Annotated in this window: 21 protein-coding genes and 1 tRNA gene; 13 read left to right on the top strand and 9 right to left on the bottom strand. The window is 56.8% G+C overall.

What is annotated here, in order from left to right; all coding sequences use genetic code 11:
• Positions 1 to 4: 4 nt before the first annotated feature.
• On the bottom strand, positions 5 to 523 hold the full coding sequence (locus tag ACT2B1_RS09505) for an outer membrane protein (protein ID WP_481667635.1): 519 nt from the start codon (positions 521 to 523) through the stop codon (positions 5 to 7).
• Between the two features lie 415 nt (positions 524 to 938).
• Between ACT2B1_RS09505 and ACT2B1_RS09500 the strand changes: the two genes are divergently transcribed.
• Positions 939 to 2,483 (top strand): trimethylamine methyltransferase family protein, encoded by a 1,545-nt coding sequence (locus ACT2B1_RS09500; protein WP_481667634.1) that lies wholly within the window; start codon positions 939 to 941, stop codon positions 2,481 to 2,483.
• A 299-nt stretch (positions 2,484 to 2,782) separates the two neighbouring features.
• Here the strand turns inward: ACT2B1_RS09500 and ACT2B1_RS09495 are convergent, their stop codons facing one another.
• Together ACT2B1_RS09495 and ACT2B1_RS09490 are read right to left on the bottom strand one after the other, a co-directional pair.
• Positions 2,783 to 3,070 (bottom strand): hypothetical protein, encoded by a 288-nt coding sequence (locus tag ACT2B1_RS09495; RefSeq protein WP_171240736.1) that lies wholly within the window; start codon positions 3,068 to 3,070, stop codon positions 2,783 to 2,785.
• 13 nt (positions 3,071 to 3,083) lie between these two features.
• A complete protein-coding gene (locus ACT2B1_RS09490) occupies positions 3,084 to 6,701 on the bottom strand; it encodes a vitamin B12-dependent ribonucleotide reductase (protein ID WP_481667633.1) in 3,618 nt (1,205 codons plus the stop codon).
• Between the two features lie 530 nt (positions 6,702 to 7,231).
• Here ACT2B1_RS09490 and ACT2B1_RS09485 point away from each other — a divergent pair.
• A complete protein-coding gene (locus tag ACT2B1_RS09485; RefSeq protein ID WP_481667632.1) occupies positions 7,232 to 7,669 on the top strand; it encodes a hypothetical protein in 438 nt (145 codons plus the stop codon).
• A 7-nt stretch (positions 7,670 to 7,676) separates the two neighbouring features.
• On the opposite strand, the gene ACT2B1_RS09480 is transcribed toward ACT2B1_RS09485, so the two are convergent.
• The 4 genes from ACT2B1_RS09480 to pdxH all read right to left on the bottom strand — a co-directional run bounded on the left by ACT2B1_RS09480 (position 7,677) and on the right by pdxH (position 9,527).
• Positions 7,677 to 7,753 (bottom strand) — tRNA-Pro (locus ACT2B1_RS09480).
• A gap of 43 nt (positions 7,754 to 7,796) precedes the next feature.
• Entirely contained in the window at positions 7,797 to 8,162 is a 366-nt protein-coding gene (locus ACT2B1_RS09475; protein ID WP_371808241.1) for a DUF192 domain-containing protein, read from the bottom strand.
• Positions 8,163 to 8,272: 110 nt separating this feature from the next.
• Positions 8,273 to 8,800, bottom strand: coding sequence for a cold-shock protein (locus tag ACT2B1_RS09470; protein ID WP_171121541.1), 528 nt, complete (start codon positions 8,798 to 8,800; stop codon positions 8,273 to 8,275).
• Positions 8,801 to 8,921: 121 nt separating this feature from the next.
• Positions 8,922 to 9,527, bottom strand: coding sequence for a pyridoxamine 5'-phosphate oxidase (gene pdxH, locus ACT2B1_RS09465; protein ID WP_171121542.1), 606 nt, complete (start codon positions 9,525 to 9,527; stop codon positions 8,922 to 8,924).
• 135 nt (positions 9,528 to 9,662) lie between these two features.
• Here pdxH and fabI point away from each other — a divergent pair, with 135 nt between their 5' ends.
• The 5 genes from fabI (at position 9,663) to trpE (ending at position 15,652) form a co-directional block, all read left to right on the top strand.
• The gene (gene fabI / locus ACT2B1_RS09460) at positions 9,663 to 10,469 is read left to right on the top strand and encodes an enoyl-ACP reductase FabI (RefSeq protein ID WP_171124888.1); all 807 of its coding nucleotides are present in this window, start codon (positions 9,663 to 9,665) and stop codon (positions 10,467 to 10,469) included.
• A 4-nt stretch (positions 10,470 to 10,473) separates the two neighbouring features.
• On the top strand, positions 10,474 to 10,983 hold the full coding sequence (gene gpt / locus ACT2B1_RS09455; protein ID WP_170413262.1) for a xanthine phosphoribosyltransferase: 510 nt from the start codon (positions 10,474 to 10,476) through the stop codon (positions 10,981 to 10,983).
• 46 nt (positions 10,984 to 11,029) lie between these two features.
• Entirely contained in the window at positions 11,030 to 12,205 is a 1,176-nt protein-coding gene (locus tag ACT2B1_RS09450) for an aminotransferase (RefSeq protein WP_171240732.1), read from the top strand.
• An 82-nt stretch (positions 12,206 to 12,287) separates the two neighbouring features.
• Positions 12,288 to 14,129: a peptidyl-prolyl cis-trans isomerase gene (locus tag ACT2B1_RS09445; protein WP_481667631.1), complete on the top strand. Its 1,842-nt coding sequence runs from the start codon at positions 12,288 to 12,290 to the stop codon at positions 14,127 to 14,129.
• A gap of 11 nt (positions 14,130 to 14,140) precedes the next feature.
• Positions 14,141 to 15,652 (top strand): anthranilate synthase component I, encoded by a 1,512-nt coding sequence (trpE, locus tag ACT2B1_RS09440; protein ID WP_481667630.1) that lies wholly within the window; start codon positions 14,141 to 14,143, stop codon positions 15,650 to 15,652.
• Positions 15,653 to 15,688: 36 nt separating this feature from the next.
• Here the strand turns inward: trpE and ACT2B1_RS09435 are convergent, their stop codons facing one another.
• Positions 15,689 to 17,173, bottom strand: coding sequence for a divergent polysaccharide deacetylase family protein (locus tag ACT2B1_RS09435; RefSeq protein WP_481667629.1), 1,485 nt, complete (start codon positions 17,171 to 17,173; stop codon positions 15,689 to 15,691).
• Between the two features lie 132 nt (positions 17,174 to 17,305).
• Between ACT2B1_RS09435 and ACT2B1_RS09430 the strand changes: the two genes are divergently transcribed.
• The 6 genes from ACT2B1_RS09430 to lexA all read left to right on the top strand — a co-directional run bounded on the left by ACT2B1_RS09430 (position 17,306) and on the right by lexA (position 22,131).
• Positions 17,306 to 17,887, top strand: a complete 582-nt coding sequence (locus ACT2B1_RS09430; protein WP_171240729.1) for an anthranilate synthase component II — start codon at positions 17,306 to 17,308, stop codon at positions 17,885 to 17,887.
• The gene (gene trpD / locus ACT2B1_RS09425) at positions 17,884 to 18,903 is read left to right on the top strand and encodes an anthranilate phosphoribosyltransferase (protein WP_171240728.1); all 1,020 of its coding nucleotides are present in this window, start codon (positions 17,884 to 17,886) and stop codon (positions 18,901 to 18,903) included. Before ACT2B1_RS09430 ends, trpD begins: the two co-directional genes overlap by 4 nt.
• A complete protein-coding gene (gene trpC, locus ACT2B1_RS09420; RefSeq protein ID WP_171240727.1) occupies positions 18,900 to 19,712 on the top strand; it encodes an indole-3-glycerol phosphate synthase TrpC in 813 nt (270 codons plus the stop codon). Before trpD ends, trpC begins: the two co-directional genes overlap by 4 nt.
• Positions 19,712 to 20,185: a cyclic pyranopterin monophosphate synthase MoaC gene (moaC, locus tag ACT2B1_RS09415; RefSeq protein WP_171240726.1), complete on the top strand. Its 474-nt coding sequence runs from the start codon at positions 19,712 to 19,714 to the stop codon at positions 20,183 to 20,185. Before trpC ends, moaC begins: the two co-directional genes overlap by 1 nt.
• Positions 20,182 to 21,354, top strand: a complete 1,173-nt coding sequence (locus tag ACT2B1_RS09410) for a molybdopterin molybdotransferase MoeA (RefSeq protein WP_481667628.1) — start codon at positions 20,182 to 20,184, stop codon at positions 21,352 to 21,354. The genes moaC and ACT2B1_RS09410 overlap by 4 nt, the downstream gene beginning before the upstream one ends.
• Before the next feature lie 78 nt (positions 21,355 to 21,432).
• Entirely contained in the window at positions 21,433 to 22,131 is a 699-nt protein-coding gene (lexA, locus tag ACT2B1_RS09405) for a transcriptional repressor LexA (RefSeq protein WP_180887075.1), read from the top strand.
• Here the strand turns inward: lexA and ACT2B1_RS09400 are convergent.
• Positions 22,125 to 24,164 carry a ComEC/Rec2 family competence protein gene (locus tag ACT2B1_RS09400; protein WP_481667627.1) on the bottom strand — a complete coding sequence of 680 codons (2,040 nt, stop codon included), beginning with the start codon at positions 24,162 to 24,164 and terminating at the stop codon, positions 22,125 to 22,127. The genes lexA and ACT2B1_RS09400 overlap by 7 nt on opposite strands.
• Positions 24,165 to 24,233: the final 69 nt, after the last annotated feature.

Genomic DNA, 24,233 nt, shown 5'->3' with positions numbered 1-24,233 from the left:
GTGTTCAAAACCGAAACGTTGTCCGCAGGTTGAACACGTTGGAATCAAGGCCGCCTTCGGAGCGGGTGACATCGTCGAAATTCTGGCGCAGCGCCTCGCCACTGATGACAAAGTTCTCACCGATCGGATAAGCGACGCCAATGCCGTAGACAGCGGCGGTGTCATTATCGACCGTCGAATCCACGCGCGCGGCTCCGACCACGACATACCCCAGCGCGGATCCAAAATCGTATCCACCCCGCAATTTCAGACGTGTCATGCTGTCCAGGCTACCCTCACCCTGCCCTAGATTCAGAGACAAGCGGTTATATTCCAGCTCACCCCCAAGCACGAAGTTCCCGAAGTCATGATCGTACCCGACATGAGGACCAAAAGTCAGGTCATTGCCGCTTGAACCATTGGGCCCATCTGCGTCGGCATACCCAAAGCTTAACCCGGCATAGGCCCCGCTCCAATCCTCGGCTGCTGCCGGGGCAGCGCACGTTATGATCAGAGTGGCGATAAGGGCCGAACGGGGTATCACAACTTTCACCAAAAACCTTTCAATAAGGAATTCGAGAATTTAGTTCACTTTCGCATAAAACTGGGTCGCAATCGTTAACAATCAATTGAGATCACGAACCGCTCTTAAATAAGTGACAGAAGTATAACAGATTTCCCGCGTTTCGGTAGAAATTATTGAACTCCTTCGCATCTTTGATCCGCACCCAAGCATCCATTTCGTTTTTGAACCCCAAAGTCGCAAACAGGACAGAATGTCGCGACCTGTATTGAAAGACTGATAGCATAAGGTGAGGACCTGCATGCAAAGCGACGTTTGGAAGATCCGTCTGATCAGCCGCACAATAGGCGCGGATCGAGGACGCGCGGCCCGAGGGCGCCCGACGGGGGTGTAACCACATTCACCCCCCTCACGTGCCACCTAGCGGAATCTCAACATGAACGATCAATCCCGTAATAATTCGCGCAGCGGCGGACGCGCCGCGCGCCGTGCCGCCCGTGCCTCTGCCCTTCCGGATCATTTGCGTCCCATACGCCCGGGGCTTGAGGGCGGAACCTACAAGCCGTTGACCCAAACTCAGGTTGAACAAATCCACGACGCAGCGCTGACCGCGCTTGAAACGATTGGTTTGGCAGACGCCCCGCAAAGCGGGATCGACTATCTGGTCGGTGCCGGATGCACATTGGGCGATGATGGCCGCATACGGTTTCCCCGGGCGTTGGTTGAAGACACGATCGCCAATGCCAACCGATCAGTTACCCTGTGCAGTCGTGACGGGAATACCGATCTGGAACTCTCGGGCACTCGCGTTCACTACGGCACAGCCGGGGCTGCTGTCAGCATGGTGGACGTGCACGGGCGCGAATATCGCGACTCGACCGTGCAGGACCTGCACGACGCAGCCCGGATTTGTCAGCAACTTGATAATATCCATTTTGTTCAACGCCCTATGGTGTGTCGTGACATTTTCGACAATCAGGAAATGGACCTGAACACAATCTACGCAAGCTGTTCGGGAACTTTCAAACATATCGGCACGTCTTTCACTGAACCAAGCCATGTCGCCCCGGCCATGGAAATGCTCCACATGATTGCGGGTGGTGAGGACAAGTGGCGCGAACGTCCGTTCGTCTCAAACTCGAATTGCTTTGTCGTGCCGCCGATGAAGTTCGCCACCGAAAGCTGCGAAGTGATGGAAGAATGCATCAAAGCAGGCATGCCCGTTCTTCTTCTTTCCGCAGGGATGGCCGGAGCGACCGCACCTTCAACCATCGCCGGTGCCATCACGCAAGCCACGGCGGAATGTCTTGCAGGATTGGTTTACGTAAATGCCGTAAGTCCTGGGGCACCAGCCGTTTTTGGCACTTGGCCATTTGGTTTGGACCTGCGCACCGGGGCAATGTCCATCGGCTCGGGTGAACAGGCCCTTTTGACCGCAGGCTGCGCCCAGATGCACCAGTTCTACGACCTGCCCGGTGGGGCTGCAGCGGGGGCGTCGGATTCGAAACTGCCGGACATGCAAGCAGGATGGGAGCAAATGTGCTCGAATGTCATGGCGGGGCTGTCTGGGGTTAATATGGTTTACGAAGCAGCCGGAATGCACGCTTCGCTGCTAGGATTTTGCTTTGAAAGCCTGATCTTGGGGGACGATCTTATCGGACAGGCCCAGCGTTGCATTCGCGGAATTGAAGTGAACGAAGAAACGCTGGCCTTGGATCAGATCGCCGAGGTTTGCATGGGCGGACCCGGGCACTATCTGGGTACCGACGCAACACTCAGCCGTATGCAGGCGGACTATGTCTATCCGACCTTCGGTGACCGGACATCACCAAAAGAATGGGCCGAACTAGGCAAGCCGGACCTGATCGAAAAGGCGACCGCGCGGAAAGAGGAAATCCTGTCCAGCCCGTCACGTGCACAGTTTGATCCGCTGCTGGATGCCCAGATCCGCGCCCGGTTCAACATTCACCTTCCGACGTAATCCAAGAAAAAAAGGGGGCCGAAGCCCCCTTTAAGTTTCGCCATCCAGGCTCATATCGTTGACCGCCCGGTGTTTTTTTGCCTGCGGCCTGGACTGCGCATGGGACGAGCGCACCCGTCCCGTGAAAGAGTGGGAAAGAGCAATATTCCGCCCCACCCTGTTCCCGGTCGACACGGGCATGTCGACCGAGTGGAGCAAGGCAGCTTGGGTAAGTCTCAGTGCCTTGCTCCGTATTCGTCGGGACCGGATATCCGGGGGGAAGATCGCGGTCCCTACACCCCGTTGCCGGGGCGTTTGCTTTATTGTTTTTTCCGAACCACCTCAAAAACAGAGGGTATCCTCATCTCTAACTCAGATGGAATTCGGTCCGAACCGTGCGTCGGGAAGCGACCATTGAAGCTACTCAACACGCTAATCTGATCTCGTTTGTCGAAAGACTTAAGTTCCACCACCGACCCCGGCGCCCAATGTTCAAAGATATCGTCCAAATCAAGATACAGGACACAAACTTCGTGATCGCCTTGAGTTTCGAAAGGTGCAACTACTTCACGTTTAAGCTTCCCAATCTGACAAATACCTTGGAACATTCGTTGGCCTCCTTTAGCTACACCCGCTTGTTGCCCCGCAGGTGTTGCATTTCATGCAGGTGCCGTTCCGCACCAGCGTATAATTTCCGCATTCGCCACAAGGATCGCCCTCATAGCCTTGCATCTTGGCTTTGGTCCGGGCGTCCATTCCGGTTGCGACGGCGGTTTCCGCGACAGGGGCCTCAAACGCCGCAGCAGCTTCGGCCATACCGGACAAATCCGCCTGGGGATTGAACACCGCCAGATCCTGCGGCAACCGCTTGCGCAGATACCCGGTCGAACTGATTTGTTTCAGCACTTCCAGCGACTTGGATGCCGCAGTATCAGTGACTTCGGAGACATTCGAGACACCTTCTTCCTCACCGCGGCCCAGATCATCGAAAGTTGCACCTTCGGGCTTTACGTGGGCCAGATCGGTGCGATCCAGATAGCTGACGGCCAGTTCGCGGAAGATGTAATCTAAGATCGACGTCGCGTTCTTGATCGAGTCGTTGCCCTGCACCATCCCCGCCGGTTCGAACTTGGTAAAGGTGAAGGCATCTACAAACTCTTCCAGCGGCACACCGTATTGCAGGCCAACCGAGACCGCGATGGCAAAGTTGTTCATCATCGCCCGGAATCCAGCACCTTCCTTGTGCATGTCGATGAAGATTTCACCCAATTGCCCGTCTTCGAACTCACCGGTGCGCAGGTAAACTTTATGGCCCCCTACGATCGCCTTCTGAGTGTACCCCTTGCGGCGATGCGGCAGTTTTTCACGATGGCTACGGATGACTTCCTTGACGACCACCTTTTCGATGACCTTTTCGGCCAGCACCTTCGCCTTTTCCTGCGGCGAGCCGCTTTCCAGAACTTCGGCCGCCTCGTCGTCATCCTCGACCAGCGCAGCCGCCAGCGGTTGCGACAGTTTCGAGCCGTCGCGATAGAGCGCGTTCGCTTTCACACCCAGTGACCACGACAGTTCATACGCCTTCTGGCAATCTTCGATGGTCGCGTCATTCGGCATGTTGATCGTTTTCGAGATCGCACCCGAGATAAAGCTTTGGGCCGCGGCCATCATGGTGATGTGGCTATCAACCCCAAGGAAACGCTTGCCTTTCTTGCCGCATGGGTTGGCACAATCGAAGATCGCATAATGCTCTTCTTTCAGGTGCGGGGCACCTTCCAGTGTCATGGTTCCGCAGACGTGGTCATTGGCTGCTTCAATATCGGCCTTGGTGAACCCAAGATGGCGCAGCAGGTCAAAGGTCGGGTCATTCAGCTTGGTCGCCGGGATGCCCAACACGCCGGTGCAGAAATCCTCGCCCAGCGTCCACTGGTTGAAGACAAACCGGATGTCGAACGCACTTTCCAGCGCGGCGTCCACCTTGGCCAGTTCATTCGGCCCAAACCCGTGACCAGTCAGCGACGTATGGTTGATCCCCGGCGCGTTGCCGATGGTGCCATGGCCTACCGCATAACCCACGATCTCTTCGATCTGCGCCGAGGAATAGCCCAGCTTTTCCAGCGCCGACGGCACCGAGCGGTTGATGATCTTGAAGTAACCGCCACCCGCCAGCTTTTTGAATTTGACCAGCGCAAAGTCCGGCTCAATCCCCGTAGTGTCGCAATCCATCACCAGCCCGATGGTACCGGTCGGCGCTATCACGGTGGCCTGCGCGTTGCGATAGCCGTTCTTTTCGCCCAAGCTTAAGGCATCATCCCAAGCGGACATTGCCAGATCGACCAAACGCTTATCGGGGCAGTTGCCGTGATCCAGAGGCACCGGCTTCACGGCCAGCTTTTCATAGCCCGTCGTGACACCCTGCGACGCGCGGCGGTGGTTACGAATAACACGCAGCATGTGGTCCGCGTTCCGCTCGTATCCCTTGAAAGGCCCCAGTTCACCCGCAATCTCGGCCGAGGTCGCATAGGCCACACCGGTCATGATCGCGGTCAGCGCGCCACAGATCGCCCGGCCCTCATCCGAGTCGTAGCTGTAGCCCATGTTCATCAACAGACCACCGATATTGGCATAGCCCAGACCCAAAGTGCGGAAGTCATAGGACAGCTGCGCGATTTCCTTTGACGGGAACTGCGCCATCGTCACCGAGATTTCCAGCGTCAGCGTCCAAAGGCGCGAGGCGTGCATATAATCCGCCGCCTGGAACTCACCCTCCTTGAGGAAGGTCAGCAGGTTCATCGACGCCAGGTTACAGGCCGTATCATCCAGGAACATATACTCGGAACACGGGTTCGAGCCGCGAATCTCACCATCCTCGGGGCATGTGTGCCACTCATTGACGGTGTCATGGAACTGAATACCCGGATCGGCACAGGCCCATGCAGCGTGGCCGACCTTTTCCCACAGATCGCGCGCCTTGACGGTCTTGGCGACTTGGCCATCGGTCCGATTGATCAGCTCCCAATCGGCGTCTTTCTCGACCGCAGTCAGGAACGCGTTGGTCACGCGGATCGAGTTGTTCGAGTTCTGACCCGAAACCGAGCTGTAGGCTTCGGAATCCCAATCCGTATCATAGGTGGGGAATTCGATGCTGTCGTGGCCCTGCCGCGCATAATCCAGCACGCGCTTGATGTAAGTCTCGGGGATCGCGACCTTTTTTGCCTCGCGAACCGCTTTCTTCAGGCTGTCATTCTTGTTGGGATCATACGCATCGTCCTGCGCGCCGTCCCATGAGCGGATGGCCTCGAAAATGCCGTTCAGCATCTTCTCGTGCATCTTCGATCCGGCAACGATCGAGGCCACCTTCTGCTCTTCGATCACCTTCCATTCGATGAATTGCTCGATGTCCGGGTGATCTGCATCGACGATTACCATCTTTGCTGCTCGACGGGTTGTCCCGCCTGATTTGATCGCGCCAGCGGCGCGGTCGCCGATCTTGAGAAAGCCCATAAGGCCCGAGGACTTGCCGCCACCCGACAGCGCTTCGCCCTCTGCACGCAGATGGCTGAAGTTGGTCCCGGTACCCGAGCCATACTTGAACAGGCGCGCCTCGCGCACCCACAAATCCATGATGCCGCCTTCGTTCACCAGATCATCATCGACGGACTGGATGAAACACGCGTGCGGCTGCGGATGCTCGTAAGCAGATTTCGATTTTGTCAGCTTGCCGGTTTTATAGTCGACATAGTGGTGACCCTGCGCAGGACCGTCGATTCCATAAGCCCAATGCAAACCGGTGTTGAACCACTGCGGGCTGTTCGGCGCGGCGCGCTGAGTGGCCAGCATATGGCGCATCTCGTCGAAATAGGCGCGCGCGTCTTCCTCGGTCGAGAAATAGCCGCCCTTCCAGCCCCAATACGCCCATGCACCTGCCAAGCGGTCAAAGACCTGCTTGGACGACGTCTCACCGTCGAATTCAGCGCCATCGGCAGGCACCGAGCGCCACAGGAATTCGGGAACGTCTTTCTCTTTAACCTTTTTCAGCTTGGACGGAACACCGGCTTTGCGAAAGTACTTCTGCGCAATGACATCGCTTGCGACCTGGCTCCAGCTGGCAGGAACTTCAATGTTATCCAGGCGAAATACTATCGTCCCGTCTGGGTTCCGAATCTCGGACGTTGCAGACACAAAGTCCAGGTCCGCATATGCATCCTGCCCCGATGTAGTGAATTTTCTGTCAATCTTCATGTCCGCCGCCCTAGATTCAATCAACTTATTCTTTGGTTTCAGGTCCGAAACTGTAGACCTTCGACCGCGCCAGAAATTTGGGCGCAAAAGACCGTTCGCTGCCTATGACAGCGCAACCCGTCCAAACGGTTGCACGTTAGTATAGCTGTGCTTTCCGACCCTCGCCCTGTACCATCTCTGGATTTACTACCAGATTTAGTGGCACCACCTTCGGCCCATACAAGTTGACGCATTCAGCCATAGATCGTCAACGTCATTTTTCGGTCATTTTTTGAATCTTTACTGTTGACCGGTTCGCATTCGAACACTCTCGAACTTTGGTGGCCGATTCCTCCACAGCTTCATCCACCACTCTTGGCCGATGAACACATGTTCGGGAGAACCAATTAACTGTGTTGCCTAGTATGGTTATCGGCATTTGATAAACCCGCGCTATGATTGCCGTGTCAAAAAAGAATCGGTGCAAGGACGGTCATGAAGAAAAATTCGGTCGGAAATTTTTGCAGGCCAAAAATTGGGCAAGCAGTCTGATGAGATGGATTGGATTGGTTCCTCTGATTGGCCTGATCGTGGCCTGTACACCACAAGATGTGCCCCTTCCATCGCGCAGCGCGCAATTCGAAAACTATCCAGAGCGCTTGTTTAAAACCTTTGAAATCGGATGCGACGGACCCGGCGAACAGTTTCAACGGCTTGGGAATCGGGTTTTTGAATGCTCCGAGTTGCTACCCCCGGATACGACGGCTTACCTGATTCTCAACTACGACGGTTACCCGCAGGATCTTCCCACCAGTGTCATGCGGCTGACATCGACCAAGAACTCAACCGGGTACCGAGTGGATGCTGATTTGTATTTTGACGTACCGCGACGAACAGGGCCTGCCGTTCAGGTCCCTGTGGAAAGCGAAACGCTGGATAAGGCGCTGACAGCGCTTTATCAGGCTATGGGTGGATCACCAGCGATTTAAGAAGAAGTGGTCGGGGCGGCAGGATTCGAACCTACGACCCCCTGTACCCAAAACAGGTGCGCTACCAGACTGCGCCACGCCCCGGACCGTGCGCCTTCCTAACGATGCCTTTCTGATTTGAAAAGCCCTAACAGGGCCAAATTGCGGGACCTTGTGCAAAAATTTCGTGCTGCACCTCGGTTCCCGGCGTAATCGAATACCGTGCAGACAGCCCGGCGTTGATTTCCAGTACGGCAAACACGGAATCACCGCCTTCAATCGGCGTCAAATCGCCAGGAACAGCGCCCTGATGAATGTGTGTGATTACACCTGCCCGGTCGATGAAAATGATATCGAGGGGAATCAGTGTGTTCTTCATCCAGAACACAACAGGTTGTGGAGGATCGAAAACAAAAAGCATGCCCGACCGTGTCTGCAGTGATTCCCGGAACATCAACCCACGGGATCGCTCTTGCGGCGTGATGGCGAGCTCGACATCAAAACCCGCCTGCATCTTGTCATTCTTCAGGTTAACGCGATCCGCACGGCACGCGGCCAGCGCATCTTCGGTCCATAGCAGAGAGTTAAAAGCAAGAACCGTGAGAAACCTGAGCATTGTCCGACTTATTCGTCCAAAGCCGCTTCCCAGGCCAGCACCTGAGCCGCCATACGCCCGCGCTTGCCGTCGATAACGCGCATCGCCAACGCCTCTCCGGGCTGAAGATCAGCCAATCCGGATCGACGTAGAACCTCGATGTGAAGGAATACATCTTCGTCGCGCCCAAAGACATTCGCAAAGCCAAAGCCTTTGCCCTTATCGAACCACTTCACGCGTGCAGCTTCCAACGGAGCTTGCGCGATCACCACTGGATCGAGCTCGGCAAAATCGGCAAGCATCATCGAGTCGGTACGCACCGGCGGGTCGACGCTGACCACTTCAACCGCCTGAACACCACGATCGGTGCGATGCGTCATAATCTCGATTCCCGCGCCGTCAGCTACCGAGCTTTGGCCGAAATTGCGCAAAACATTTACATGCAACAGAATATCAGGACCGCCCTCATCAGACACAACGAATCCGTACCCCTTGGCGGGATCGAACCATTTTACGTGTCCACGGACGCGGTACATGCTGTTCAGGTCTTCTGGCACAGTGTTTCCATCGCGAGTTTTAGCACTTCGTTAAGAGTTCGATGTGTATGGGAATGGTCCGCAATTTCAAGCCGAAAAAATCCTTTATTCTCCGAGTCTTGCATTTCACGATACGCGAACGTCATGGATTCAGCCTTTGAATTTGCCAGGGCGAGCCCGAATGATCGCGTTGCCATCGAAACCGATCGTGCAGTCGAAACGCTCCGTCCGCCCAAAACTCGATCTCGACCGGCTCCAGCCTGTAACCACCCCAGAACGGAGGGCGCGGCGGATTCGGCCCCAGTTTCGCCGTTACTTTGGCAACCTCAGCCATCAAAGCCGCGCGACTACTCAGAGGCTGCGACTGCTTCGATGCCCAGGCCCCCAAACGGCTTTTTAAAGAACGGGACGCATAGTATTCGTCTGCCTGCGGCCCACTCTCGCGTGTTATTGTACCACGAACTCGGATTTGACGCCGCAAAGATTTCCAATGCATCACAAATGCGGCTTTGCCAGCACTGTCGAGCTCAGCAGCTTTGGCGCTTTCATAGTTTGTATAGAAAACAAAAGCGTTCTGTTCGATCTCTTTCAACAGAACCATGCGCACGTTCGGCAAACCAGAATCATCCACGGTTGCCAAGGCAATCGCGTTCGGATCGTTCGGTTCACTATCCCTGGCCTCGTCCAACCACCGCGCCGCGATAACAAACGGATCGGTGCCGGCGAAAATGCCGTCTCGTTCGTTCATTTCCATCCCCTGGAAACTCTTGCCTTCCACCCTAGGGCGAGAACCCGCCTCGGGCAAGAGCGCGCGGCCTTGATGCCGCGCATCCAATGGCATAAACCATCTCAACATGACGCGAAGACAGGCGGAGAACCGAACATGTCAAATCAGTTGATGGCCGGAAAGCGCGGCCTCATCATGGGACTGGCCAATGATAAATCAATCGCTTGGGGAATTGCCCGTGCATTGTCAGAAGCCGGAGCAGAGCTGGCTTTTTCCTACCAAGGGGACGCGCTTAAGAAACGCGTCGACCCTTTGGCAGCGCAACTCGGCAGCGAAATCGTGCTGCCCTGTGACGTCAGCGATGAAGAGTCAATCGACGGGCTTTTCACGGCGCTGTCGGAAAAGTGGGGCAAGCTGGACTTTGTCGTTCACGCCATTGGGTTCTCGGACAAGAACGAACTGCGCGGTCGTTATGTCGATACATCGCGCGCAAACTTCAAACTGACGATGGATGTTTCGGTCTACTCCTTCACTGCCGTCATGCAGCGCGCCGAAAAGATGATGTCTGAAGGCGGCAGCGCCGTCACCCTCACATATTATGGTGCCGAACAGGTTATGCCGCATTACAACGTCATGGGCGTTGCAAAGGCTGCGCTGGAAGCTTCTGTAAAGTACCTGGCCGAAGATCTTGGCAAGGACGGCATCCGGGTCAACGCGATCTCGGCCGGCCCCATCAAGACACTGGCCGCCAGCGGCATTGGCGATTTCCGCTATATCATGAAGTGGAACGAGTATAACTCGCCCCTGCGCCGCAACGTGACAATCGACGATGTGGGCAAGTCGGCCCTGTACCTGTTGTCAGATCTCAGCAGCGGTGTGACCGGCGAAAACCTGCACGTGGATTCGGGATATCATATCGTCGGCATGAAGGCTGTCGACGCGCCAGACGTTGAGAAGGGTTAACAGCATGAGCGCCAAGGACCGTCTGCCCCACGAAAAAGGTTTTCACATCAGCTGGGATCAGATCCATCGCGATTCCCGTGCTTTGGCGTGGCGTCTGGATGGGCAAGGCCCCGACGACGGCGCATGGCGCGCTGTGGTTGCCATCACGCGTGGTGGCATGGCCCCTGCGATGATTGTCAGCCGTGAACTCGACATTCGAACCGTCGATACCATCAGCGTGCGGTCCTATCACCATCAGGAACAAGGCGAGGCCGAAGTGCTCAAGGCTCCGGACGCGGATTTGATGGGCGACGGAACCGGCGTTCTGATCATCGACGATCTTGTCGACAGTGGAAAAACGCTGGAGCTGGTACGCGCGATGTATCCCAACGCCCATTTTGCGACCGTCTATGCCAAACCCAAGGGTCGGCCAATGGTGGACACCTTCATCACCGAAGTCAGCCAGGACACCTGGATTTTCTTCCCGTGGGACATGGCCCTGCAATATGTCGAACCCTATCGAGGAACCGACTGACGCCAACAGCAATAACACTCAGTTTTCCAACGGTCAGAGAATACAAATGCCCCGGACACGCACTGCCTCAACCTTCGCGCCACCGGTGATGGAGGCGAGGCGTTGGCTAGACGGCGTGGAATTCCCGGAAGATCGCCCGCTTATCAACGTCAGTCAGGCAGCCCCGGTTGATCCACCGCCACTGGCTCTGCGACAGGCAATGGCAGAGTTCGCGATTTCCGAAGATGCGGCCCACCTTTATGGGCCGGTGCTGGGCAATACGAACCTGCGAGATGAACTGGCAGGCCAGATCAGCGCACATTACGATGCAAAGGTTCACCCGGATCAGGTAGCAATAACCTCGGGGTGCAATCAGGCATTCTCAGCGGTGATATCAGCGATCACGGATCAAGACGATGAGGTTATCCTTCCAACCCCTTGGTACTTCAACCACAAAATGTGGCTGGATATGGCTGGCGTGCGTGCGGTTGACCTACCGACCGGCGACGACCTTCTGCCCGACCCTGATGCGGCCCGAGCGCTGCTGACCGATAAAACCCGGGCAATTGCGTTGGTTACTCCCAACAATCCGGGCGGCGTTGAATACCCTGCCGATCTGGTGTTGGCCTTCTACCAGCTATGTCGTGACGCTGGTATCCGCTTTATCGTGGACGAAACCTATCGTGACTTTGACAGCCGCAGCGGGCCGCCGCACGATTTGTTTCAGCAGCCGGGGTGGGAAAAAACTCTGGTGCATCTCTATTCGTTCTCGAAAGCCTACCGGCTGACTGGCCACCGTGTTGGTGCAATCGCAACCGATGTCGCGCTTTTGGCTGAGATTGAAAAGTTTCTGGACACCGTTGCGATCTGCCCCGGTCAGATCGGCCAGTTCGCAGCACTTTGGGGAATGAAGAACCTTCCAGAATGGCTTGCGGGTGAAAGACAAGAAATTCTGGACCGGCGCGCTGCCATTCAGGAACTGCTGCCTGTGTTAACGTACAAGGGATGGCGTCTGCTTGGGCTTGGGGCCTATTTCGCGTATTTTGAGCATCCGTTCGATACTCCGTCTGACGAGCTGGCCCGTCGTCTGGTGCCAGAGGCCGGTGTGCTTTTACTGCCAGGCACCATGTTCACGCCCACGGGCGACCCAGCAGGAAAACGCCAGGTACGCATCGCATTCGCCAATCTGGATCGCACCGGGCTGGGACAATTGTTCGATCGGCTACGTACCCTTTCCTTCTGAGCTTGCCCCCCGGCGGTGCGCGTCGTATTCAGGGCCGCAACCGACGGGGCAGTAACCTGCCACAAAGCACAAAGAGGGCAAAATGGCCGCAGGCATGAAAAACCTTTCGAAGACCTTTGTCTGGATATTGATGGGCCTTCTGATGCTGGGTCTTGCAGGGTTCGGAGCAACCAGCCTGACCGGAACAGTTCGGACAGTGGCGCAGGTGGGCGACGAGGATATCTCGGTCAACGAATATGTGCGTGAGCTTCAGCGAGAAATCCGTGCCGTCGAAAATCAGACCGGTCAACCGCTGCAAATGTCCCAAGCGATTGAGATCGGATTGGATCAGCTTGCCCTATCTCGCCTGACCGCGTTGGCCGCGATTGATAACGAAGTTGGCTTGCTTGGCATTTCGATCGGCGACGAGAACCTGCAAAAGGAAATTCTGGCGATCCCCGCCTTTCAGGGTGTCAACGGCACATTCGACCGCGAGGCCTATCAGTTCCAGCTAGAACAGGTCGGCATGACCGACACAGAGTTCGAGACCGACCTTCGCAAGGAATCGGCCCGTACCATCGTACAGGGCGCAATCATGGGTGGTATTGAGATGCCGCAGGCCCTGACCGATGTCCTGACGGATTTCATCGGCGCACGGCGCAGCTTTACCGTTGCTACGCTGACACCTGATGCCCTGACCACGCCGGTTGCCGACCCGACGGACGCGCAGGTGCAGGCGTACTATGATGAAAATTCCGACCAATTCACCCTGCCCCGCACCAAGCAGCTAACCTATGCAATCCTGTCACCTGACATGCTGTTGGACAGTGTCGAGGTTGACGAGGATTCGGTTCGCCGCCTGTATGACCAGCGCTCGGCTGAGTTTTTGCAACCCGAACGCCGCTTGGTCGAACGCCTTCCCTTCCCGTCCGAGGAAGAAGCAAAAGACGCAATGGCGCAGCTTGAGGTCGGCGGCACGTCTTTCGAGCAACTTGTTCGCGACCGCGAGCTTGAACTTAGCGACGTCGACCTTGGCGACGTGACCCGTGAGGATCTGGAAGGTGCCGCCGACGCTGTTTTCGCGGCAGAACTGGATACCGTCGTCGGACCTTTGCCGTCGGTTTTCGGACCTGCCTTGTTCCGGATCAACGGATCGCTTGCTGAAAACAACACCTCGTTTGAAGACGCCGCCCCGATCCTGCATGAAGAACTGGCAGCAGACCGCGCCCGCCGTCAGATCGAGGCACAGTCCGAAGACATCAATGACTTGCTGGCTGGTGGTGCCACATTGGAAGAACTGGTCGCGGAAACCGAGATGGAGTTGGGCCAGATCGACTGGACACGCCAGAGCGAAGACGGTGTTGCCGCCTATGAAGGTTTCCGTGCCGCCGCCGAGGCAGTTCAAGAAGGTGACTTCCCCGAGGTTGCTTTTCTGGAAGATGGCTCGATCTTTGCGATGCGCCTGAACGAAGTGCTGCCCCGCCGACCTGAACCTCTGGACACAGCCCGCGAACGCGTGGCCATGGCGTGGACCCTGGCCGAAACCGGCAAAGCCCTTGAAGAACAGGCAAACGTGGTTCTGGAACAACTGAAGGAAGACGGCGACTTTACCGCCACGGTCCTGCCGTTCCGGGTGGAAAATGCCCTTACCCGCACGGCCTTCCTTGATGACGTGCCTGCCGACTTCATGACGCAGGTATTTGAGATGGAGCCGGACGAACTGCGGGTAGTTCCCGGCGCGGGAACCGCCCTGATCGTGCGTCTGGATGAGCTGTTGCCGCCAGATGAGACTGACGAGCTGCGTCAAGCACAAGAGGCATTGGCCGCCCAGTTGAATCAAGCTCTGGCACAGAACATTTTCGACGTTTACGTCCGCGATGCACAGGTGCGCGCGCGCCCCGTCGTGGATCAACGTGCCCTGAACGCCGTGCAAGCGAGCTATTAAAGAGACCAAAGATGGCCCTTACCCCAGAATTCGACAGTTTCGCGCGCGCTTACGAGGCGGGTGAAAATCAGGTCGTTTACACGCGTCTTGCCGCTGATCTGGACACTCCGGTATCGCTGATGCTGAAGCTGACCGGCGCGCAAAAAGATGCATTTATGCTGGAATCGGTGACTGGCGGCGAAGTCCGTGGACGGTACTCGATCATCGGTATGAAACCTGACCTGATCTGGCGGTGCCAAGGCGAAACCTCGGCCCTGAACCGCTCGGCCCGGTTTGATCCCGAAGCGTTTACCGCGCAAGATGGCAACCCAATGGACAACCTGCGGGCGCTGTTGGCGGAAAGTCGGATTGCCTTGCCCGAAGACCTGCCGCAGGCCGCTGCTGGATTGTTCGGGTATCTTGGATATGACATGGTTCGTCTGGTCGAATATCTGCCGGATGTGAACCCAGACCCGCTTGGCCTGCCGGATGCGGTCATGCTGCGCCCTTCGGTCGTTGCTGTGCTCGACGGGGTCAAGGGCGAGGTAACCGTCGTGTCGCCTGCATGGGTCAGCGAAGGACAATCTGCAAAAGCGGCCTACGCTCAGGCGGCAGAGCGCGTTATGGATGCGGTACGCGATCTTGAACGCGCAATGCCTGCCGAAACACGCGATTTGGGGGATGCGTCCGAGGTCGCCGCGCCGGTATCCAACTTTACCAAATCCGGCTATATGGAGGCCGTTGAGAAGGCCAAGGAATATATCCGCGCAGGCGATATCTTTCAGGTCGTTCCCGCGCAACGCTGGACTCAGGATTTCCCGCAGCCGCCCTTTGCGCTCTACCGGTCCCTGCGGCGCACAAACCCGTCGCCCTTCATGTTCTACTTCAACTTCGGTGGTTTTCAGGTTGTTGGTGCCAGCCCCGAGATTCTGGTCAGGGTGTTCGGGGATGAGGTTACAATCCGCCCGATCGCCGGAACCCGTCCGCGTGGCGCGACCCCCGAAGAAGATAAGGCCAACGAAGTGGATCTGCTGGCCGACAAGAAAGAGCTTGCCGAACACCTGATGCTTCTGGATCTGGGTCGCAACGATACCGGTCGGGTCGCAAAGATCGGCACTGTGCGCCCGACAGAAGAGTTCATCATCGAACGGTACAGCCACGTCATGCACATCGTATCGAACGTTGTCGGTGAACTGGCCGACGACAAAGACGCATTGGACGCGTTTTTTGCCGGAATGCCGGCTGGCACGGTCTCGGGCGCGCCCAAAGTGCGGGCGATGGAAATCATCGACGAACTAGAACCTGAAAAGCGCGGAATTTACGGCGGCGGCGTGGGGTATTTCAGCGCAGGCGGTGACATGGATATGTGTATCGCGCTGAGAACGGCAATCGTGAAAGACCACAAACTCTATATTCAGGCAGGCGGCGGTGTTGTCTACGACAGCGACCCCGAGGCCGAATTCATGGAGACCGTCCACAAGTCGAACGCGATCAGGCGCGCAGCCGCAGATGCCGCGCGATTTACCGGCACCGGGAACAGTTAAGCCAGAGGCCAATCGCTGATTGGCCTCGCAACAGTGTTATTGAACTTCTTGCATCATGACTGCTGAAATTGGCGCCATGGCGACCCGACCACCGCGATCTTCCAGCCCCCACAACAGCAGGGCAGAGATCGTGTCAGGCCGCAACCTGCCAAGCATAACGACGGTTCCTTCCTGACCAGCGCGAAACGCCGCTTGATCCAAAAAACGACGCATGATTTTCGGGTCCTGCCGGGCGCCATCCATGTCACGAAAGATCACGCCCGACGGGATACCGTTTCGCGCAGCCAGTTTCTGCACTGTGTTCAGACCATTATCCTGCGTAATCAACCCACGCCCTGTGCCACCTGCAATCGCAGCGACCTGATCTGCGAGTTTTCTGTTGCCCTGAATTCCTGTCTCAACACCTTCGAGAATACCGACGGTTTCGGGCAGCATATCCAGCCATACAGACAAAGAGACCTCGGCATCCTGTGCGCTCGCCGCCTTGGGCAAATCTGCCATGGCCAATACCTCGAACCCTGCTGCACGGTGCTTAGCCATCTTTTCGGCAGCGTCCGGATCAGCGGGGCTGATGGCAAAACTGATTGGGTACGGGAAATCCTGCAGCGCTTCGGCACCAAACGCACCTTCGTCGTCAATCAGAATGATGGACATCAAGGGTTTCGCTTCGGGATTTTCAAACTCAGCCGAATACGCTTCGATCGGTTTTCCCGTGGCAACAACGGTTCCGTCAGCCGATTCGACAATCGGTGCGTCATCACGCTCGGTCAAGGGCACAATCCGCTTGCCGACCGAATTCGAGCTTGCATCAATCTGCTCTCCTCCGATCTGGGGAACAGACGCAATTCGCGGCAGTTCGGCCGGCGCGACCTCTTCCTCACCTTCAACTGCGATCGGATTGTCCTGCGGAAGGGTTTCGTCCTGATCCAGCGTTTCGGCATCTGCGACTTCGTCGCTCTGATCCTGAGGAATTTCTTCCACTTCGGCCTCTTCCACTACAGGCGCAGGAGGTTCAGGGGACTGTTCAGCCACCTCCGGACCCGTTTCTTCCAACGGCGTATCTGGCAACGGTGCAGGTGCTTGCGGCGCGATCGGCGCTTCGGTCGACACGGTCACATCCTGTGCTTCGGTCGGCTGTGTCGCCTGTTCCACCTGAGTCGCCGTATCGTTGACCTGAGGCTGCGTGTCTGTGGCGGTTTCCGCCTCATCCAAACCTGCTAATGTATCGGCCTGTTCCTCGGCCGGTTCAGCGTCTTGCGGTGGAATTTTGACAAGCCCGGCATCGGAGACGCTTTCTTCCACTTCAGAGTCGCTTGAAACTGATTCCACCGGCGCCGGTTCCGGAGCGTCCTCGGCGACAATGGGTTTTCTGGTCAAAGGTGTATTCAGGGACAAAACTGCACCAAGCAGTAACACAACGACCGCGCCTGCGATCATTCCACCCATAAATCCGCCCATAACAATTGCCTCTCGTCTAATTCCTGCTTCGACCGCCAGTGTGCCATCTTGCGCAGCACTCACCTGCCGGTTCGTCAAGAATGGGATGTCCTCTTGACGCTGCCCCGCAAGCCTGAGCATGTATGTGCAAACATTATATCGCGGCTCGGGGCTGCATCACCAGCCCGAAATGCCCAATCCGAGACAAGTGCCCAAATGCTGCTGCTCATCGACAACTATGACTCGTTCACCTACAACCTCGTCCATTATTTAGGCGAGCTTGGCGCTGAAATGGTCATTCGCCGAAACGACGCACTGAACGTGCAGGAAGCGATGGCCATGAACCCGGCCGGTATCCTTCTTAGCCCCGGACCGTGTGATCCCGATCAGGCCGGAATTTGCCTTGCCCTGACCGAAGCGGCGGCTGAAACCGGAACACCTCTGTTGGGGGTTTGCCTTGGGCATCAAACAATCGGGCAGGCTTTTGGGGGAAACGTTGTTCGCTGTCATGAAATCGTACATGGCAAGATGGGCACAATGCACCACACGGGCAAAGGCCTGTTTGCGGGTCTGCCCTCGCCTTTTGAAGCAACGCGGTATCATTCCCTGATCATAGAGCGGGAAACACTACCCGATTGCCTTGAGGTCACCGCCGAATTGGAAGATGGCACCATCATGGGTCTGCAACACAAAGAACTGCCGATCCACGGGGTTCAGTTCCACCCCGAATCCATCGCTTCCGAGCACGGTCATGCCATGCTCAAGAATTTCCTGACTGAAATGAAAGTCCCTGCATGAGCGACGCCCTTAAACCGCTGATCGGTGCCGCAGCCGACCGGCCCTTGTCTCGTGCCGAAGCAGAACAAGCCTTTGGCATCCTATTTGACGGTGCAGCCACGCCCAGCCAGATCGGTGGGCTGCTAATGGCCATGCGTACACGGGGTGAAACCGTTGAGGAATACGCGGCAGCCGCCGCTGTGATGCGCGCAAAATGCAATGCCGTCAAAGCCCCGGCGGGCGCCATGGATATCGTTGGAACCGGGGGTGACGGCAAAGGGACGCTGAATATATCGACCGCGACTGCGTTTGTCGTCGCAGGTGCCGGTGTCACGGTCGCCAAGCACGGCAACCGCAATCTCAGTTCAAAGTCTGGCGCGGCCGATGCGCTTGGACAACTGGGCATCAACGTTATGGTCGGCCCACAAACCGTTGAAAAGGCTTTGGAAGAGGCCGGTATTGGCTTCATGATGGCCCCGATGCATCATCCCGCAATCGCGCATGTCATGCCCACCCGCCAAGAGCTGGGAACTCGGACGATATTCAACATTCTGGGGCCGCTGACCAATCCTGCAGGGGTCAAACGGCAACTGACCGGTGCTTTTTGCCGCGAATTGATCCGCCCCATGGCCGAAACTCTGGGTTTGTTGGGATCAGAGCACGCCTGGTTGGTCCATGGCTCTGACGGAACCGATGAACTGACCATAACCGGCGTGAGCTGGGTTGCCTCAGTAGAAGACGGCGTAATCAAAGAAGTTGAGCTTCATCCCGAAGATGCCGGACTGCCGGTTCATCCTTTCGAAGATATTATCGGCGGCACCCCCGAAGAAAACGCCGTCGCTTTTCGTGCCCTTCTGGACGGTGCGCCGTCAGCCTATCGTGACGCGGTATTGCTGAACGCCGCCGCTGCGCTGGTTGTGGCGGATGCGGCTGGCGACTTGAAGGAAGGCGTTGCCAAAGCTGCCGAAAGCATCGACAGCGGGCGCGCCAAAGAAAAAATAGCGGTACTGGCCCGCATCACTCAGGAGGCCGCATGACCGAGACGGTACTGGACAAGATCAAGGCTTACAAGCTTGAGGAAGTTGCTTCAGATAAGACGCACAAGTCACTGGAAACATTAGAGAGTGAGGCCAGGTCCGCCCCGGAAGTTCGCGGTTTTGCAAAAGCACTCCAAACCGCGGCGCGTCAGGGCTATGGGTTGATTGCAGAAGTCAAGAAAGCCAGCCCGTCCAAGGGCTTGATCCGTGCTGATTTTAATCCGCCTCTACTTGCGCAAGCCTATGAGGAAGGCGGTGCAGCTTGCCTTTCCGTTCTAACAGACGCACCCAGCTTTCAGGGTGCCAAAGAATACCTGACCCAAGCGCGTGAGGCTTGTGGGTTACCCGCGCTACGCAAAGACTTCATGTATGATCCATATCAGGTCGTCGAAGCCCGTGCTTTGGGCGCAGACTGTATCCTGATCATAATGGCCTCGGTCGAGGACGAACAAGCCGCCGAGCTTGAGCAGACAGCTTTTGATTGGGACATGGACGTTTTGATCGAAGTTCACGATGAAACCGAGTTGGAGCGCGCAACAAAACTTAAAAGCCCGCTGATTGGAATAAACAACCGCAATCTCAAGACGTTCGAAACCACACTTGATACGACAAGACGCCTGTCCAAGCTGGTACCGGCAGATCGGACGATCGTGTGTGAGAGTGGCCTCAGCAACCCGGAAGACCTAGCGGATATCGCCCGCTATGGTGCGCGCAGTTTCCTGATTGGTGAAAGCCTGATGCGACAAGACGACGTTGCGCTTGCCACGCGCACCCTGTTGGCGAACCCACTGATACCCGGAGTGATGTGATGCCTTTGACGCATTTTGATGCCCAGGGTCAGGCCCATATGGTTGACGTCTCGGACAAGGCTGTAACCGACCGCGTTGCCGTTGCCGCAGGACACATCCAGATGGCGCAGGAAACCTTTGATTTAATATCCGAAGGTCGCGCAAAAAAAGGGGATGTGCTTGGTATCGCTCGATTGGCGGGGATTATGGGGGCGAAGAAAACGCCAGACCTAATTCCTTTGTGCCATCCCTTGCCTGTGACGAAGGTAGCCGTTGAACTGACGTTAGACCCCGATCTACCCGGAGTTCAAATTGAGGCTACCGTAAAAACATCCGGGCAAACCGGAGTGGAGATGGAGGCGCTTACGGCAGTATCAACCGCTGCGCTGACGGTGTACGACATGACTAAAGCCGTGGACAAGGCGATGGAGATTGGCGGCATTCGCGTTATCCTGAAAGATGGCGGTAAATCAGGACGTTATGAGGCGTCATGATTACAGTTGAAGACGCACGAGCACTGCTTTTCGACCTAGTGGAACAACAACCCATCGAAATGGTTCCGCTGGCGCAGGCCGCTGGACGTGTGTTGGCGCAAGATATCGCCGCGACGCGGGATCAGCCGCCCTTTGCGGCCTCATCCATGGATGGATATGCGGTCAAATCGTCCGAAGTGGAACCGCACGCGATGTTCAAGATCGTGGGGGAATCCGCTGCCGGACGCCGGTACGAGGGCCAAGTCGGTGCCGGGCAAGCCGTGCGCATCTTTACCGGCGCACCGGTTCCGGAAGGTGCTGATTTCGTTGTAATTCAAGAAGATACGGAACGCCGTGAAGATCTTCTTACGATCACCGACAATCCCGGCGCCAAGGATAACATCCGCCCGTCTGGCGTGGACTTCAAAGCTGGCACCAAGATCACGTCGCCTCGGCTTTTGCGACCCGAAGACCTTGCGCTGATGGCCGCCATGAATGTCGCAGTGGTCCCGGTTGCGCGCAAACCGTCGTTTGCGCTGATTTCGACCGGAGACGAGCTGGTTATGCCGGGTGAGGTTCCTGGACCGGATCAGATCATCGCGTCAAATACCTTTGGCCTCAAGGCGTTGCTCGAAAAAGCTGGGGCGGATGTTAGAATCCTTCCCATTGCGCGCGATACGATTTCTTCGCTGGAGGCCGCTTTTGGCCTCGCACAGGGGGCTGACCTAGTTGTCACCATTGGTGGGGCATCGGTTGGGGATTATGATTTGGTTTCAGAGGCCTCTACCGGATTGGGTATGGAGAGGTCTTTTTACAAAATCCGAATGCGACCCGGGAAACCTCTGATGGCTGGCCGGTTGGGGGACAAACCAATGGTTGGACTTCCGGGGAATCCTGTCAGTGCAATGGTTTGCGGGTATTTGTTCCTAGCTCCCATGGTCTTCCGCATGTTGGGGATTGAACAGGCTGTACCCTCCTTCCGCAACGCTGCGCTGACAGCTCCATTAACAGAGAACGGCCCGCGCGAGCATTACATGCGGGCGGTTCTGGACGAAACCGGCATCCGGGCTTGTGATGATCAGGACAGTTCGCTGCTTAGTGTCTTGGCCCATGCAAACGCATTATTGGTCCGCGACCCCAATGATCCGGCACGCGCTGCCGGAGAGATAGTCAGGTACCTGCCAATCTGAACGGCGCGCAAATCCATTGACACAAAACGTGAACATGCGTAGAACAAAATAAAACGCATGACCGACGAGGTGTGAGCAATGCTGACCAAGAAGCAGTTGGATTTGTTGGAATTCATCCACAAACGCGTGCAAGCGGATGGTGTTCCCCCCAGTTTTGACGAGATGAAGGCCGCATTGGACCTCAGATCCAAGTCGGGCATCCATCGACTAATTACCGCGCTCGAAGAACGCGGGTTTATTCGTCGATTGGCGCATCGTGCTCGTGCGATCGAAATCGTCAAGCTACCAGAAAGTCTTGGCGGTGAGCCAACGGTTGCTTTCAAACCCCGCGTGATTGAGGGCGACAAACCTCAAGGCCCGAGACCAGCGAATTTTGAACCGGTGACGGTCGACGCCATGGAACTGCCCGTAATGGGACGTATCGCCGCCGGTGTGCCGATCGAAGCGATCAGCCATGTGTCGCATCGCGTTGCTGTCCCCGGCAGCATGGTGTCCGGCAAAGGCGAACATTATGCGCTGGAGGTGCGTGGCGATTCGATGATCGACGCGGGCATCAATGATGGCGACGTCGTTGTGATCAAAGAAACCTCTGTCGCGGATAATGGTGATATCGTTGTGGCCCTTGTTGAAGATCAAGAGGCGACTTTGAAGCGGTTCTTCCGCCGTGGTCACGCCATCGCACTGGAGGCTGCCAACCCCGCCTATGAAACCCGCGTCCTGCCCGAAGAAAAAGTCAAGGTCCAAGGCCGGCTGGTTGGTTTGATCCGCAGCTACTGATCGAACTTGTGGTCCTTGTCCTCAATCGGGGACCACAGTCTATTGCCAATTTCATCCCTGCTGGTTCTGAACGTGTTGCCATGGAGCGCAAGGCTCCCGATTTTCGAAAGGCGCTGAGGGTCAAATATCTGGCAGTTGCCCGGCAGTTCCATAGAAACAGCGGATATGATGATCTGATGCTCGGCACATTCGTCAAATGCGCGCGCGGCGCGTTTGCCGGTGATATGGATCAGCTCTTTGCCACGCCACAAATGGCGTTGAACCAAGTCTGAACCCTGAGGCCAGCGATCTGCCGATTGAATCTGATCCACGCCATCCCCGTCGTTCTCTAACCAGACCGTAGCGACAAAACCGCTGGCTTTCCCTTTGCTCACCGCCCTGCCCTTGTCCGTCATGACGCCAACAAGACCTCCGGATTCCGCGACCAGGACTTCGGGGCGATCACCCTGCCCCCAAAGAAGGAACGCGGCCAGGACCACCACCCCACCGATCCACCGCGCGGACCCAAGCCATAGCGCTAGCCACAATGCGCCCAATGCGAACATCGGCAACACATGGAAGGGCGGGCTGACCACGTGACTTTGCGCGCCATCCAATCCGGATACCCAATCCGATACTGTCAGAATCCATTCAAGCCCAAGGCCCATTACACCCAAAGCCACCCCCTCAAGACCAAAGGGGGCGAGCAAGGCGGCGACCACCGCCGACGGAACCACTACGGTTCCCATCACGGGAACAGACAGCATGTTGGCCAACAATCCATAGTGCGACAAACTGTTGAAATGCGCAGCGCCAATAGGAGCCGTCGCCAACCCGGCAATGGCAGACGACAAAAGTAAGCCAATTACAGGCTTGAACCATTTCGGGCCTGGCAAAGGGCCATAGTCACGCAATTCACCAAACACCGCGACCAAGGCCGTTGTTGCTGCGAATGACATCTGAAAACCCGGACTCAGCAGAGTTTCCGGCCGTAAACACAGGACAATAAGGGCCGCAACCGCAACTGCGCGCAGAGAAATCGCGCGGCGGTCGATCAGAACGGCGACCAGCATGACACTTGCCATGATAAAGGCGCGTTCGGTGGCGACATTCCCGCCGGACAACATCAGATAGATGACAGCCGCAAGCAATGCGCAAACCGCCGCCAATTTACGGACCGGCCACCTAAGGGAAATCACGGGCAACGCCGACAGCGCGATCCGGCAGGCAAAAAATACAAACCCGGTCAAAAGCCCCATGTGCAGGCCAGAAATCGCAAGAAGATGGGCAAGGTTGGACGCGCGCAGGGTTGTCAGCGTTTCTTGCCCCATGCCGCTGCGGTCGCCAGTGGTCACAGCGGCCGCGAACCCTCCGACCTCACCCGGTAGTTTCGTTCGAACATGGTTGGATATCACCATGCGCCATGCGGTAATACGCAGTCCAGTTTCGTTAGCAGCGGAAGCCGTCAGAACAGGAACACGGGTATACCCAACAGCCCCGAGCCCCTGAAACCACGCGTGACGGCGAAAATCGAAGCCGCCCGGTTCAACCGGGCCTTGCGGAGGAGATAGGTGACCTGTGGTCATGATCCTTTGCCCCGGCGACACTGATACATCCGTGCCGTGCAGAGACAGGCGAACCCGCTGGGGGCGCAAGTCTTCCGGCACATCATTCAGCCGCACTTGATCAAGTGTCAACCTGAGCGCGTCAGAGGCGGAACGATCAATTGCGACCACGCGCCCTTCGATCGGACCATAGTACCGCCATCCAAGAACCGGTTCCGCTACAGAGTGCGCCCGCACACCTGCCAGAACAAATCCAGCCGCGACAAGCATACCGCCAATCGCCAAGGACACCCGGACCGAACGCCAGTGTCTGACAGCCCACGCACCCACAGCGATGACGCCCAATAGGGCTCCATAAAAGTGCCATCCCGGTTCAAGCCTGAGCGAGAAATACAGCGCAATGCCAATGGCAAGACACACTGGAGACCACTGGAACAAATGGCCCGTCTGGTTCAGCAATGCCGCCTCGACCCGTGCCAGAACACGCATGGTTGCCCCCGTCCCTCCGGCTCGTTAGACAGGCGCCAAACTATGCCCGACACGGTTACCAAAAGGTTA

Source organism: Ruegeria sp. S263, from assembly GCF_056780525.1.
The sequence above is the reverse complement of the archived record's forward strand: the minus strand, read 5'-3'. Positions and strand labels throughout refer to the sequence as shown.

What these genes read in the sequence shown, in the direction of transcription:
- trpE (WP_481667630.1), top strand. Translation starts at nt 14,141, where the DNA reads ATGGCCCTTACCCCAGAATTCGACAGTTTCGCGCGCGCTTACGAGGCG.
- ACT2B1_RS09490 (WP_481667633.1), bottom strand. Translation starts at nt 6,701, where the DNA reads ATGAAGATTGACAGAAAATTCACTACATCGGGGCAGGATGCATATGCG.
- moaC (WP_171240726.1), top strand. Translation starts at nt 19,712, where the DNA reads ATGCCTTTGACGCATTTTGATGCCCAGGGTCAGGCCCATATGGTTGAC.
- ACT2B1_RS09485 (WP_481667632.1), top strand. Translation starts at nt 7,232, where the DNA reads ATGAGATGGATTGGATTGGTTCCTCTGATTGGCCTGATCGTGGCCTGT.
- trpD (WP_171240728.1), top strand. Translation starts at nt 17,884, where the DNA reads ATGAGCGACGCCCTTAAACCGCTGATCGGTGCCGCAGCCGACCGGCCC.
- ACT2B1_RS09500 (WP_481667634.1), top strand. Translation starts at nt 939, where the DNA reads ATGAACGATCAATCCCGTAATAATTCGCGCAGCGGCGGACGCGCCGCG.
- fabI (WP_171124888.1), top strand. Translation starts at nt 9,663, where the DNA reads ATGTCAAATCAGTTGATGGCCGGAAAGCGCGGCCTCATCATGGGACTG.
- trpC (WP_171240727.1), top strand. Translation starts at nt 18,900, where the DNA reads ATGACCGAGACGGTACTGGACAAGATCAAGGCTTACAAGCTTGAGGAA.
- pdxH (WP_171121542.1), bottom strand. Translation starts at nt 9,527, where the DNA reads ATGAACGAACGAGACGGCATTTTCGCCGGCACCGATCCGTTTGTTATC.
- ACT2B1_RS09450 (WP_171240732.1), top strand. Translation starts at nt 11,030, where the DNA reads ATGCCCCGGACACGCACTGCCTCAACCTTCGCGCCACCGGTGATGGAG.
- ACT2B1_RS09495 (WP_171240736.1), bottom strand. Translation starts at nt 3,070, where the DNA reads ATGTTCCAAGGTATTTGTCAGATTGGGAAGCTTAAACGTGAAGTAGTT.
- ACT2B1_RS09445 (WP_481667631.1), top strand. Translation starts at nt 12,288, where the DNA reads ATGGCCGCAGGCATGAAAAACCTTTCGAAGACCTTTGTCTGGATATTG.
- lexA (WP_180887075.1), top strand. Translation starts at nt 21,433, where the DNA reads ATGCTGACCAAGAAGCAGTTGGATTTGTTGGAATTCATCCACAAACGC.
- ACT2B1_RS09400 (WP_481667627.1), bottom strand. Translation starts at nt 24,164, where the DNA reads ATGCGTGTTCTGGCACGGGTCGAGGCGGCATTGCTGAACCAGACGGGC.
- gpt (WP_170413262.1), top strand. Translation starts at nt 10,474, where the DNA reads ATGAGCGCCAAGGACCGTCTGCCCCACGAAAAAGGTTTTCACATCAGC.
- ACT2B1_RS09475 (WP_371808241.1), bottom strand. Translation starts at nt 8,162, where the DNA reads ATGCAGGCGGGTTTTGATGTCGAGCTCGCCATCACGCCGCAAGAGCGA.
- ACT2B1_RS09430 (WP_171240729.1), top strand. Translation starts at nt 17,306, where the DNA reads ATGCTGCTGCTCATCGACAACTATGACTCGTTCACCTACAACCTCGTC.
- ACT2B1_RS09410 (WP_481667628.1), top strand. Translation starts at nt 20,182, where the DNA reads ATGATTACAGTTGAAGACGCACGAGCACTGCTTTTCGACCTAGTGGAA.